This is a genomic window from Flavobacterium longum (assembly GCF_965137575.1).
Lineage (GTDB): Bacteria > Bacteroidota > Bacteroidia > Flavobacteriales > Flavobacteriaceae > Flavobacterium > Flavobacterium longum.
The window spans coordinates 155710-169072 of record NZ_CBCRZJ010000005.1; the positions used below are offsets into that span (position 1 = coordinate 155710).

Consider the following 13363-nt stretch of genomic DNA (forward strand, 5'->3'; position numbering starts at 1 on the left):
CTTCTAGCGACTAAAAACTAGCCACTAGCGACTGAACAAATATAACCTGCTTTTTTCAGTTGAGCAACGCGCGGGCGTGATTAATCGCCGAATCGGAAACCGCAGCGCCAGACAACATCTGCGCGATTTCAATGACACGCTCCTCACCGGTCAGCAGCGTCAACTCAGAATGTGTCGTGCCATTTTGCACGGTCTTAAACACTTTGTAATGCGCATCGCCTTTCGCGGCCACCTGCGGCAAATGCGTGATGGCAAAAACCTGCATCGTCGCGCTCATGCCTTTCATGATTTCGGCCATCTTATTGGCGATTTCGCCCGATACGCCGCTGTCGATCTCATCGAACACAATCGTCGGCAAACTGGCATATTGCGCCAATATTGACTTTACGGCCAGCATGATGCGGGAAAGTTCACCGCCGGATGCCACTTTTTTCAAGAGCCCGAAATCGGAACCTTTGTTGGCTGAAAACAAAAACTGCAATTGGTCTTTCCCATGCAAAAAATACTGGGTTGACGGCGTTATCTCTACATGGAACCGCGCGTTCGGCATGCCCAACATGGACAAGGTTTCGACCATTTGCGACGTGAGCAAAGGAACCGCCATACGCCTGTTGTCGTGGATTTTCTCGGCCAGCGCATCGAGATTATTCTCGTCTGAAGCGATTTCTTTTTCAAGGGTTTCGATGCGCATTTCCAAGTCAGTCACCGAAACAACTTTTTGTTCCAGATCGTCGCGGATGGCCAGCAAACTCTCGACGTCGTTGACCTGATGTTTCTTCTGTAAGCCGTACAACACCTGCAATTGGGCGTTGACGATTTCGAGTTGCGCCGGATCGCCCGAAAGTGTGTCGGCGGCGCGCTGCAAATCATGGCCAATGTCTATGAGTTCAATCAATGCGCTGTCTGCGCGATGGGCCAAATCCTGATAATCTGCTGAAAACGGCCCGATTTTCTGCAACGCCGCACGGAATTCCTTGAGTTGAAGCAAAAAACCGAAGCGGTCATCGTGCGCCAATGCCAGCGCCTTTTCCAGATTTTCGCGGATGATTTCCACGTTGCCCAATTTGCTGGCTTCGGCCTCAAGTGCTGCTTGTTGGTTCGGTTGAAGGTTGGCGGCAACGAGTTCGTCCAGTAAAAACCTATTGTAATCCTGCTCTTTCAAGGCATCGTTTCGTTGCTGCACCGCCTGCGCGAGATCGGACTGCCGCTGTTTGTAGGCTTTGAGCGCCGCGCCATATTGGTCGAGCAAGCTGGTATTGTTTGCGATGGCGTCGATGATGGCGAATTGGAAGCGTTCTTCAGACAGCTCGCCGGTTTGGTGTTGCGAATGGATGTCGATCAAGCGGTTGCCCAATTCCTGCAATTCCTGAAGATTGACCGGACTGTCGTTGATGAACGCCCGCGACTTTCCAGACGGGAGGATTTCGCGCCTCACGATGGTCTGGTGTTCGTAGTCCAGGTCATTGGCCTCAAAAAAAGACTGAAGGTTGTAGTCGGAAATGTTGAACTCGGCTTCGATGATGCATTTCTCTTCCTTGTTTTTCAACGAAGACAAATCGGCCCGATTGCCCAAAGCCAATCCGAGGGCGCCAAGCAAAATGGATTTTCCAGCACCGGTTTCGCCCGTGATGATGGAAAAACCTGATGAAAAGTCCATCGACAGTTTTTCGATCAATGCAAAATTTTCGATATGCAGTGCGGTAATCATGGCTTTGCGATTAAAACTTAATCGATGACCATTTGCCCGAATTCAGCGGCGATAATTTATTGAGATGATCGGAAAGCTCGTTCATGGAAATGGCCGGGCCGCCAGAGAAAATGGATACGATTTCGTCTGACTTCGCATCGAAGAACACGCGCGTCAGGAATGCATTCGGCCGAACATTATAAATCTTCGACAATGTCTTGATGGCGCCCACGACATTTTCCTTGGCTTTCTTTTGGTCTTTGGCCATGTTGTCCAAACCTTCAAAATGGTACTGGAACATCGCCTCGCGGAATGAACTGAACGTGTTCGACAACATGTCATTGACCAGGAAAAAACGGTTCTGGTTGCCATCGGCCTGCTTCCAACCTTTGCTTCCGCCCTGCTGCGCAACATTGCAGATTTCCTGAGCGGTTTCCAGCCATTGCGTGCCGCCTTTCTCAGAGAACGTATCGGCATCAATGCCCAAAATCATAAAACAATAATAAGATATGACAGACACGAGATTGGAACTGTAGCTCGTCGGGTCATAATTCAGGTTCTGGAACTCCACATAACTAAAGGTGAAATCCTTGTCGTTGTAATTGAAGATCGGCGATGAATACGTAGAGTTGAACACCGGGCGCGCGGCCTGGACTTGTATCGTTCCCGCGTAATTGTTGTTGTCGTAACTGGTCAGGGTAATGTACATGGAACACTCGATTTTTTCGCCCTGCCTGAATTCGGTTCCGATCCAATCCGTCTTGTTGACGAACTCGGCGATGGAACGTTCCAAGGTCTTGAATGTGGCCGTATTGGCGTTGGCGATGGTATTCGCATTGACCGTTACCGTACAATTGAATTGCTGCGCCTGTACAAAACCGGCCAGCAACAACAGTAAAAAAGAAAAAAATCTACGCTTCACGTGATGATGTTTTATAATGTTCGATGACCTTGCCCATGATATCGGCGGCCACGGCTTCCTTCGGTTTCAAATCCATCGGCTCGATCTTGAATCGGCTGTCGATAAAGGTAATCTTATTGGTTGGTTTACCAAAACCTGCGCCCGCATCGTTGAGCGAATTCAGGACAATCAAATCTAGGTTTTTTTTCCGGATTTTTTCCTTCGCGTGTTCAATTTCATTTTCGGTTTCCAGTGCAAAACCAATCAGGAACTGATGTTTCTTAATCGCGCCGAGCGAAGCAAGGATGTCGGTCGTTTTTTCCAATTCAATGGTAAAATTGGCTTCCGTTTTCTTGATCTTCTGCCCCGCCGGATGCTTCGGCCGGTAATCGGCTACCGCGGCGGCCGCAATCGCGACATCAACGCCATCATAATATTCATGACAAATGGCGTACATCTCTGCAGCCGAAGTTACAAAAATGGTTTGCACGCCGTTGTGGTTTAACCGTAAATGTGTCGGGCCGGAAACCAAAACCACCGACGCGCCCAAATCTGCGGCGCACCGGGCAATATCGAAACCCATCTTTCCGGTGGAATGGTTTCCTATGAAACGCACCGGGTCGATGGCTTCGTATGTCGGGCCGGCGGTAATCAGGATTTTTTTTCCGCGAAGGGGCAACTTTCCGGCAATGTCTTTTTCTAGAAACGCGACGATGTGTTCGGGTTCGGCCATGCGTCCTTCGCCCGACAGACCGCTGGCCAATTCGCCACTTTCGGCCGGAATCATGATGTTTCCAAAAGACTGCAGTGCACGAAAACTCTCCAGCGTTGACGGATGTTTATACATGTCCAGATCCATTGCCGGCGCGAAATACACCGGGCATTTCGCAGAAAGATAAACGGCGACGAGCAAATTGTCGCAATTGCCCGTCGCCATTTTGGAAAGCGTGTTCGCCGTTGCCGGCGCAATCAATATTATGTCTGCCCAAAGGGCCAGTTCCACGTGGTTGTTCCACTCGGCATTCTCGTCGTTTTCGTCGTAAAACGAAGAATGAACCGGATTTTTTGACAATGTAGACAACGTCAGCGGCGTGACGAAATCCTTGGCCGCGGGCGTCATCACCACTTTAACCTCGGCGCCAGCCTTGATGAAATGCCTGACCAACGAGGCGGTCTTATAAGCGGCGATGCCTCCGGAAACCCCAAGTACTATTTTCTTACCGCTTAAAACAGACATTGTCCTTATTTTGTGGCGTCCCTGTGGTAAATCTTGCCGTCAACCCATTCTTGCACAGAAAGTGCATGTGGCTTAGGAAGTTTCTCGTAAAATTTCGACACCTCGATTTGTTCTTTGTTTTCGAAGATTTCCTCCAAGCTGTCGTTGTACGTAGCGAATTCTTCCAACTTCTCGGTCAACTCCTTCTTGATTTCTGCGTTGATCTGGTTGGCCCGTTTGGCCATGATCGTAATGGCTTCATAGATGTTGCCGGTTGGTTCTTCAATCTTCGCCCTGCTGTACGTAACCGTGTTTACCGGAGCATTCGTCTTTTTCAAATCCATGTGACTGTCTTCTATTTATTATATTGTTGTAAATCCTTATCGATGCGCGCCAGCATGTCGTCGGCGTCTTTCTTGTATTTAGTGTCGGCCTTGAACTGCATGAGTTTGTTGTAGGCCACTTTTGCATTGTGCAGGCGTTCTTCCATTTTGCCCGGAACACTGTTGATGGCCAGTTTGTAGGCCGAATCGAGTTTGTAATACAAAGCGTCTTCTTTGTAAGGCGTTCCCGGATAGTCCGAAAGGAAATTGTCCAGCGCCACCAATGCCGACTTGAAATCCGAGATCGTGTTGTATCCTTTGGCGGCCTCAAAAACCTTCTTCTCGATTTTCTCGCGCAAACCCTTCAGTGTTTCATTGGCTTCTGGCAAGTACTCCGAATCCGGGAAACGGTCAATAAACACTTGCAATTTTTCGATTGCTTTGAACGTATCCACTTGATCGAGGCTGTACACCGGCGACAATTCAGAATACGATTTTGCACCGAGATAAGCCGCCTGCTCCAATTTTTCGCTCTTCGGGTAACCCGACACAAAACTCTCAAATTGGTAACCGGCAGAATAGTACTGCTTGGTCTTGTATAAAGACATCGCGTACATGTAATACATTTTTTCGGCCTGCGGCTTTCCACGATATGTGGCCGCCATTTGCTCGAAAAGCCTGATGGCCTTGGCGTATTTTTCTTTTTCGTATTGCTTGGTCGCTTCTTCGTATTTGATGCCCATGTCTTCAGACTTGAGCGCTTTCTGGTACGGACTGCATGAGAAACACAATCCAACGAAAAGCAACACGGCTAAAAATCTCGTCATTATGATGAATGGTTTTTTCTTTCGCTGCGCTTCAGAACAATTCCGCTGCGCCTCGGGTCGTTGATTTCACGGCGTTTAGGCCACGAAAAAACCAACGGCAAATTTAGTTATTAATTGGTTACGGTGGAAAAATAATTTAGTATAATCTCGAGTGTCAAATGCCGAACGTTAAAACCTAGACAATTCCGGCAAAATCAATCCGTCTATTTCATCAATTTTTGCGTAAAGGCTTCCAGACGTTTGGCCAGGTCGGCATCGACGTTCACCAGCGGAAGTCTGACGGTATGCTCGGACAACCCCAAAACCTTGAAAACTTCTTTGATGCCGGCAGGGTTTCCTTGTTCGAAAATCATGTCGATGCTGTCAGCCAATAAGTAATGCAATCGGTAGGCTTCATCCACCTTCCGATCCAAGCCGAGGCGTACCATCTGGGAAAATTCCTTCGGAAAGCCCTCGCCTATCACCGAAATCACGCCCGCGCCGCCCGCCAATACCATGGGCAGGGTAATCATGTCATCGCCGGAAATCACCAGGAAACCATCAGGTTTTCCCTGAATAAGTTTCATGGCTTGGACGATATCGCCGGCCGCTTCCTTGATGGCCACGATATTCTTGAAATCTTTTGCAAGCCGCAAAACCGTTGCCGGTGACATGTTGCTTGCCGTGCGTCCCGGGACGTTGTATAAAATAACAGGAATTGGCGATGCTTCCGCCACGGCCTTGAAATGCTGGTAAATACCTTCCTGCGTAGGTTTATTGTAGTATGGTGACACCGAAAGCACCGCCTCGAAGGCAGACAAATCCTTGGTTTTCAACTCGTGGACGACTTCTGCCGTATTGTTTCCGCCAACGCCGAGCACCAATGGCAAACGCTTGTTGTTGGCTTCAACGATGGTGTCGATGACGAGTTGTTTCTCATCGGCAGAAAGTGTTGCCGATTCAGCCGTTGTCCCGAGTACGACCAAATAATCAATGCCGTTGTCTATTTGGTAATTGACGATGCGTGTCAGGGCGTCAACGTCCACCGAAAAATCTTTTTTGAATGGCGTCACGAGCGCGACACCGGTTCCGATGAGTGATTGCATGCTAGCGTTTGTTTAATATTTTGAGATATTTGAATAATTCGTCAGAAAACACCTTGTAATTCTCGGCGTGCGTGTCGATCATGAAATGGTGAAGCCTTTTGTCGACCGACGAGAAACCAGCCTTGAATTTGGCTTTTGACAGGTGCGACACGAGCAACAACGCCGCCTTCTCGGTGTCGTAGTAATTGATCAATAAATCGAATTCGGTAAAGATAAACGCCTTGATATCAACGTTGTCTATGGCCGCCGTCCACTTGATGTCTTTGTGGCTGAATACCGGATAATCGAAAGTTTCGTTTTTCTTGATCCGGTCCTTGAATACCAATACGGTGATGTCTTCGGGCTGGATGCCGTTCGCAACGAGTTCGGCCACCAATGCTTCGCGCTCCTTGAAATACGTTTCGTCGAATAAGATGCCAACGGTTTTCACCTTTCCGTCTGCCGGCGCCGATGCCGCGCTTGCCAGTTCTTTCTTAACGATTTTTTTCGCGACGAAATCCTTGAGGTGATTTAAAAACATCTTATTTTTACTTGCAACAAATGTAATGAAACGCTCGCGTTTTTTCGAGATGGTAAATCTAAAAAAGTATCCTTCCGCCCTAAAGCAATTTGGTTTATTCTTAACATTTCTTTTGCTCGTATCCTGCGGCGGGCAACACTACCAGGTTCGGAGCATTGAAGGAAAAGAAATCGCCATTACGGAAGCCGCGGGCGCCGATGCCAACATCGAAAACGTCATCAAACCCTATCGGGAGAACATCGACAAAGACATGAATGTCGTGCTCGCCTTTGCACCGCAGACGCTCGATAAATCCGGGCAGTGGCAATGCACCATTGGAAACCTGATGGCCGACGTCGCGCTCGATTTCGGCAACCGCGTGTTCAATAAGCGCGCAGGAAAGTCAATCGATATGTGTTTGCTGAATTTCGGTGGCATCCGATCCATCATTCCGCAGGGCAACGTCACGACGCGGACGGCTTTTGAAGTCATGCCATTCGAGAACCGACTGATCGTAGCCGAGCTCAAAGGCGAACAAATCCTTGAAATGGCAAGTTACATCGTCACGGAAAAGAAAGCGCATCCTATTTCGGGGCTGACTTTCACGATAACAAATGACGGCAAACCTGCCGACATCTCCATCAAGGAAAAACCTGTGACGCCAGACCAGAGCTATTTTGTGGTTACTTCGGATTATCTCATCAACGGCGGCGACAAAATGGAGTTTTTCAAGAAAGCCGTCAAGACCTACGACATTGACTATAAATTGCGGAATGTGCTGATTGATTATTTTAAGGAAGTGGATACCGTGCCCGTGGTGCGTGATGTGAGGATTAGTGGCTAGTTGTTAGTGGCTAGAAGAAAGAAGAAAGAAGANAGNAAGAAAGCATCAAATTAAAATCAGGTTACGTTAGCCGCCAATCATTTATGAACAGAAGAGACTTCATCCAGAAAACCGCCGCTTCCTCTGCCCTTTTGGCCGGCGGACTGTCGCTGAGCAGTTTCGATACCGCGACGAAAACCAAGCATTTAACCGTTTTGCACACCAACGACGTACACAGTTACATCGATCCGTTTCCGGCCGACCATCCGAAAAACCCGAACAAAGGCGGTGTGGCGCGGCGGGCGGCCTTGATAGAAAGTATCCGCAAGGAAAATCCGAACGTCTTGCTGCTCGATGCCGGCGACATTTTCCAGGGCACGCCGTACTTCAACTACTACGGCGGCGCGCTCGAATTCAAGCTCATGAGTTTGATGGGATACGATGTGGCCACGATGGGCAACCACGATTTCGACAACGGCATCGATGGCTTCCATGCGCAATTGCACAATGCCACGTTTGATTTCGTTTCGGCCAACTACGACTTTCGGAACACCATTCTGGACGGTATCGTGAAACCTTATAAAACCCTGAAGAAAGACGGCATTAAAGTGGGCGTTTTCGGGCTGGGTGTTGAACTGGCCGGATTAGTGGACAAAAAAAACTACAAGGAAACCATCTATAATGACCCGATTGCCGTGGCGCAGGACATCGTCCGGACTTTGAAGACCGAAGAAAAATGTGACCTGGTAATTTGCCTTTCGCACCTCGGGTACGATTATAAAAACGATCCTGCGAAAGTCTCCGACCTGAAACTGGCCGCTGCCACCAAAGACATCGATTTGATCATCGGCGGACACACACATACGTTCCTCGACAAACCCACTGTCGTAAAAAATGCCGAAGGAAAGGATGTATTGGTGAACCAGACCGGCTGTTACGGAATCAACCTCGGGCGCGTCGATTTCTATTTGGACAACGATCAAAAATCAACGTCAGGCCGCAGTATTGTCGTCTGACTTTTCAACAGCCATCACGAATTCGTAGAAAGTATAGAACGCAAAGGCATTCAAGCCCATCGCGATCGGACGCAGTATGGCTGGCGAAAACCCAAACAAGAAGTATTTTTCGATAAAGACGATGAACTGCAAGGCCACGAATAGCAGCCCGCAGATCAAGAGCCACGAATTGCGACGGTTGTCGTTCATGACGTAGTTCGATACCGCCGCACCGCCGAGCAATGAAATCAAGATATTCTGCATGACCATGACCGCGAAACTTTGCGCGGGCACGTCGGAAGATGCCAGCATGTAGAAGAAAATCAGCAGGAACGGCACGGTTGCGATGGCCACGGGAATAAAATCGCGAACCTTCGCCAACCGGAACACCAGCACGATCACCAAAATGCGGTGCACCGTGAACACCACGAGCCCGAAAAACAACATCTGTGCATCATTCGGGATGAACAGCACATTGGTGGCCGCCGAGAGCAACATCGCACCTATATATAAAGGATTTCGCTTGTCTGACGCAATGCAATACGTCAAGAGCAACAACAGCGGCATGATGGGTTTGAGTACGATGATGGACGGCTTGTGGGAAAAGAGCTCCGAAACGACTTCTGAAATTGCCACCACAAAATAAGCAACCGTAAGGATGGTGACCAACTTGTTGCCGCTTTTGTAATGCTCGTCCATGCTACACGATTTCGGAATCCTTGACCAAGTGGTTCATGATGTGGACATTCGCCTTTTTGTCTTCGGACAGCACCAGGAACTTGTAGAACATGTACTGCCCAATCACGTAAAGTACCATGGCCACAGGCTGGAAGATGTTGACATTGACGTAGTACAACCTGACCACGAAGATGAATTGCGTCACGGCAAAAAACAACGTGCTCATCAAAAGAAGTGTGCTCGCACGGTTGGAGCGCAACATATAATTCCCGACCGATAACCCGCCGAGGAACGACACCATGATGCATTGCACAATGAAAATCACCAAACCTTCGCCAATGGTATCGTAAGTGAGATTCACCAGATACATGTAAATAAACAAGAACGGAACGCACCCGATGACAATCGGGAAAATACCGGGCAACTTGATGTGTTTCATCACGATAAAGATGGACAGCGCGCGGTACACAAAAAACAATAGCGCGCCAACAAAAATGTCGTTAAAATCCTGCGAGATGAAGAACAAATTGGCCAGCCAGCCGAAAGACAACGCGGCCAGATACAGGCGGTTGACATTCGGCGAGGTTTTCCAATACAGCAAAGCCAACACGATCAAAATCAGAGGTTTCATCGCATAGATGACATACAGCGCATACGGGTGAATGTCACGGAAATACTCGGCCACGATTTCAATCAGGGCGACGGCAAAATACGCGGTAGTCAATCTTAGTTCGGTCATTCTTTCTATCATAAGCCTCGGCACAAAAGGATTTTTTACTTCAATTCCGGCTGTCGTTGCGGCAATTTTCTCCGCGCCGTAAAATATTTCACCATAAAAAAGTACGACATAAATTGCGAAAACAGGTTGATGTCATCGATGATGGACAACTGGATCATGAACCTGTTGATGCAAAAAAATAAATCAGACACCAGAATACACGTCGCCATGCAACTCAAATGCAGGAAAACCGCGCTGTTGTCCGACAAATAATTGACGGCGGAAACCGCGACCAGCATAATCAGGACAATCCCGTAAGACAGATACATCACATAATTGGTGACGATGCTGTCTATGTTGAGATTCAGTATGGTGAACAGGATGTAACCCAGTAAAATTAACAATAATGTGATGAAAATGACATTGAACGCACTAAATTTTAGCGCAGCACGATCGGCTACCGCAAACTTCAACAGAATGAGGTAACTGCCCATGCTCGTAATCATGATCCAGGGCATGCCGCTCACGGGAAACAGCACCATAATCATATCGGACACGAAAAACAGCCACAAAGCCATCGAAAACAGTAAATTGGTGCGTCGCGTCTTGGTTTGCAGGTAATAGTAGAAAATGGCCGGAATGACCATGGGTTTGGCGACAATCATCAACATTTCCATGTCGAGGATTTTTGCCAACAGCGCCAGCGTTCCGGCTACGATGAACAATATGAGCGATGGCCTGCTGTCTTTCATTCGAGCATTTGCATGAATTCCACTTCAGAGATGACGGGCACGCCTAATTTCACGGCTTTCTCCAATTTTGCCGGACCCATATTCTCTCCGGCGACAACATAGTCGGTCTTGGCTGAAATCGAACTTCCTGCCTTGCCGCCATTGTCTTCAATCGCTTTCTTGATGCCGTCCCGCGAGAAATGCGAGAACACGCCCGACACGACAAACGTCTTGCCGCCCAGTTTGTCGGTGGCGTCGGGGTTGAATACCTCGACGATTTCCAGCTGGACGCCGTACGATTTCAATCGTTCAACAATGATCTGGTTGTCGCGGTTTTCAAAAAACGAAATCACGCTCAGGGCAATCCGTTCCCCGATTTCCTCCACGAGCATCAAATCGAGTAGCGATGCACTGGCCAAGGCTTCGATGCGCTTATAGTGTTTGGCCAATTTCTTGGCGACCGTTTCACCTACGTAGCGGATCCCGAGGGCAAACAGCACGCGCTCAAACGGGATTTCCTTCGATTTTGCGATGCCGTTGATCAGGTTTTCTGCCGACTTCTGCGCCATCCGTTCCAGCGGAATGACTTGTTCCACGGTGAGTTCGTAGAGATCGGCGTAATCTTTCACCAATCCGGCGTTGTACAATAGCGCGACCGTTTCGCCGCCCAGTCCTTCGATGTCCATCGCCTTCCTGGAAATGAAATGCTGGATGCGCCCGATGATCTGCGGCGGGCAGCCATAATAATTAGGACAATAGTGTTGCGCCTCGCCTTCGGTACGGACAAGTTCGGCGTCGCATTCCGGACAATTGGTAATGTATTGGGTTGGCGCTGATACAGCGGGCCGTTTGCTCAAATCTACCGCAATGATTTTCGGGATGATTTCGCCGCCCTTTTCCACGAAGACTTCATCGCCGATGCGGATGTCGAGTTTTTCGATCTGGTCGGCATTGTGCAACGACGCGCGTTTGACGATGGTTCCGGCCAATAAAACGGGTTCGAAATTGGCCACGGGCGTAATGGCTCCGGTGCGCCCGACTTGATAAGAAATGGAATTCAATCGCGTGGAAACCTGTTCGGCCTTGAATTTATAAGCAATCGCCCAACGCGGCGACTTGGCGGTGTAGCCCAATTCTTCCTGTTGGTGGAAATTGTTGACTTTGATGACGACACCGTCGGTTTCATACGGAAGACTGTGACGATGGACATCCCAATAATCCAGGAATTCAAACACCTCGCCCACCGTTTTACAGATTTTGGTTTGCGGCGGCACCTTGAAACCCATCGCGCGTGCGGCATTGAGGCTCTCGAAATGCGTGTGGTATTGATCGGACAACAGGTTATACACCAAACATTCCAACGGGCGTTTGGCTACTTCCGCGCTGTCCTGCAATTTCAGGCTGCCGGAAGCCGTGTTCCGCGGATTGGCGTACGGCGCTTCGCCGATGTCTATGAGCGCTTGGTTCATCTTTTCGAAACCGGCCAACGGCAGGATGATTTCGCCACGCACCTCGAACTTGGGCGGGAATTCGCCTTTTACTTGCAACGGCAACGATTTGATGGTCTTGATATTCGTGGTGACCTCATCACCCTGGAAACCGTCGCCACGCGTCACGGCACGGAGCAATTTGCCGTTCTCGTAGGTGATGCTGATGGACGCGCCGTCGTATTTGAGTTCGCAGGTAAATTCGGGTTGTATGCCGCCGAGGGCTTTTTCGACACGTTTCTCCCAATCGAGTACGTCTTCCTTTGAATAGGAATTGTCCAGCGAATACATGCGCTGCTCGTGGGAAACGGTGTTGAAGTTCTTGGTGACCGCGCCGCCAACCCGTTGCGTAGGCGAGTTTTCATCGAAAAATTCGGGATGTGCGTCTTCGAGCGCTTGGAGTTTTTTTAACTTCTGATCAAATTCGAAATCTGAAATCGTCGGGTTGTCAAGGACGTAATAATTGTAGTTGTGCTGGTTGAGTTCTTCGCGCAACGACGCAATCTCTTGTTGAATCTCCATAGAAGCGAAAGGCGGTTTGGTTTTCCGGTATCGTAGCGACTAAAATAGCCATTCAAAACCAACCGCGTTGTTGATAACTAAAAAACCACGCCTTGTAAAACGTGGTTTTTATAAACATTTGGTTAATAACATCACGCCTGAAGCGCGGCATCGATTTGTTTGTACAGTTCGCCGCCGCTGAGGAACGCGCCTTGTTTGATGAGCGAGAAGACATCGCCATTGCGGTCATCGCCAAAAGGTTTTTTGCCCACTTTCATTTCAACGCTGTCTGTAAAAAGATGGTCCGACAACCATTCGATGCCCGGGCGCGACAAGAAGTCTACCGATGGGTCGAGCGATTTGATGACGATGGAATGGATGAAGCTTTCTGAACAACGGAACAGGAAGATATAGTCTTTTGAAAAGTGTTCGAGGAATTCAGCCCGATTGAGCACGCCTTCCCAAATCAGGTCGGAGAAAACATCCAGTTCCTGCTCGGCGACTTCGGGTTTTTGGGATTTTAGATCATCCCATTCTTTTTTGTCGATGGATTGTGAGGCGAGAAAAGTTGCGAATTCCTGGTGGAGTTCGTTGAATTGTTCGGCGGTGAGGCGGGCGTATTTCATTGTTCTTAGTTGTTAGTTGTTAGTTGTTAGTTGTTAGTTGTTAGTTGGTGGCTGGTGGCTGGTTGGTCTTTAGTCTTTGGTGTTTGGTTGTTGGTTGTGAGACGTTTAGCCATTTCTTTCCTCTTCTTTCTTCTTTCTTCTTTCTTCTTTCAGCGTAGCGGTCTTTCTTCTTTCTTCTTCCCTAGCCCGGATGGCAGCGGAAAGCCCACAGCGACAAAAGCAACATTTTTAAAAGACGCGTGTGGCGACCGGCGGAAGCCAAACAC

Annotated in this window: 14 protein-coding genes; 2 read left to right on the top strand and 12 right to left on the bottom strand. The window is 48.8% G+C overall.

The window, feature by feature from the left end; genetic code table 11:
- Positions 1–55: 55 nt before the first annotated feature.
- From recN to ACM9J1_RS10315, 7 genes are all read right to left on the bottom strand, one after another.
- Positions 56–1708 (bottom strand): DNA repair protein RecN, encoded by a 1653-nt coding sequence (recN, locus tag ACM9J1_RS10285; protein WP_415581953.1) that lies wholly within the window; start codon positions 1706–1708, stop codon positions 56–58.
- Positions 1709–1718: 10 nt separating this feature from the next.
- Positions 1719–2609, bottom strand: a complete 891-nt coding sequence (gene porD / locus ACM9J1_RS10290) for a type IX secretion system protein PorD (protein WP_415581954.1) — start codon at positions 2607–2609, stop codon at positions 1719–1721.
- Positions 2599–3825 (bottom strand): bifunctional phosphopantothenoylcysteine decarboxylase/phosphopantothenate--cysteine ligase CoaBC, encoded by a 1227-nt coding sequence (coaBC, locus tag ACM9J1_RS10295; RefSeq protein WP_415581955.1) that lies wholly within the window; start codon positions 3823–3825, stop codon positions 2599–2601. The genes porD and coaBC overlap by 11 nt, the downstream gene beginning before the upstream one ends.
- Before the next feature lie 5 nt (positions 3826–3830).
- Positions 3831–4148 (bottom strand): DNA-directed RNA polymerase subunit omega, encoded by a 318-nt coding sequence (locus ACM9J1_RS10300; protein ID WP_415581956.1) that lies wholly within the window; start codon positions 4146–4148, stop codon positions 3831–3833.
- An 11-nt stretch (positions 4149–4159) separates the two neighbouring features.
- Positions 4160–4954 (bottom strand): outer membrane protein assembly factor BamD, encoded by a 795-nt coding sequence (locus ACM9J1_RS10305; protein WP_415581957.1) that lies wholly within the window; start codon positions 4952–4954, stop codon positions 4160–4162.
- Between the two features lie 203 nt (positions 4955–5157).
- Complete coding sequence (gene dapA, locus ACM9J1_RS10310) at positions 5158–6039, bottom strand: 4-hydroxy-tetrahydrodipicolinate synthase (RefSeq protein ID WP_415581958.1); 882 nt, start codon at positions 6037–6039, stop codon at positions 5158–5160.
- Position 6040: 1 nt separating this feature from the next.
- Positions 6041–6559: a DUF6913 domain-containing protein gene (locus ACM9J1_RS10315; protein ID WP_415581959.1), complete on the bottom strand. Its 519-nt coding sequence runs from the start codon at positions 6557–6559 to the stop codon at positions 6041–6043.
- Between the two features lie 112 nt (positions 6560–6671).
- Here ACM9J1_RS10315 and ACM9J1_RS10320 point away from each other — a divergent pair, with 112 nt between their 5' ends.
- The gene (locus tag ACM9J1_RS10320) at positions 6672–7382 is read left to right on the top strand and encodes a 5'-nucleotidase C-terminal domain-containing protein (protein WP_415581960.1); all 711 of its coding nucleotides are present in this window, start codon (positions 6672–6674) and stop codon (positions 7380–7382) included.
- Between the two features lie 83 nt (positions 7383–7465).
- Positions 7466–8377, top strand: a complete 912-nt coding sequence (locus ACM9J1_RS10325) for a bifunctional metallophosphatase/5'-nucleotidase (protein WP_415581961.1) — start codon at positions 7466–7468, stop codon at positions 8375–8377.
- Here the strand turns inward: ACM9J1_RS10325 and ACM9J1_RS10330 are convergent.
- From ACM9J1_RS10330 to ACM9J1_RS10350, 5 genes are all read right to left on the bottom strand, one after another.
- Positions 8354–9055: a lysoplasmalogenase family protein gene (locus ACM9J1_RS10330; protein ID WP_415581962.1), complete on the bottom strand. Its 702-nt coding sequence runs from the start codon at positions 9053–9055 to the stop codon at positions 8354–8356. The two genes, ACM9J1_RS10325 and ACM9J1_RS10330, sit on opposite strands and share 24 nt — an antisense overlap.
- A gap of 1 nt (position 9056) precedes the next feature.
- Complete coding sequence (locus tag ACM9J1_RS10335) at positions 9057–9773, bottom strand: lysoplasmalogenase family protein (protein WP_415581963.1); 717 nt, start codon at positions 9771–9773, stop codon at positions 9057–9059.
- Between the two features lie 35 nt (positions 9774–9808).
- Positions 9809–10504: a hypothetical protein gene (locus ACM9J1_RS10340; protein ID WP_415581964.1), complete on the bottom strand. Its 696-nt coding sequence runs from the start codon at positions 10502–10504 to the stop codon at positions 9809–9811.
- Entirely contained in the window at positions 10501–12492 is a 1992-nt protein-coding gene (gene ligA, locus ACM9J1_RS10345; RefSeq protein ID WP_415581965.1) for an NAD-dependent DNA ligase LigA, read from the bottom strand. The genes ACM9J1_RS10340 and ligA overlap by 4 nt, the downstream gene beginning before the upstream one ends.
- Positions 12493–12623: 131 nt before the next feature.
- On the bottom strand, positions 12624–13097 hold the full coding sequence (locus tag ACM9J1_RS10350; RefSeq protein ID WP_415581966.1) for a DUF6495 family protein: 474 nt from the start codon (positions 13095–13097) through the stop codon (positions 12624–12626).
- Positions 13098–13363: the final 266 nt, after the last annotated feature.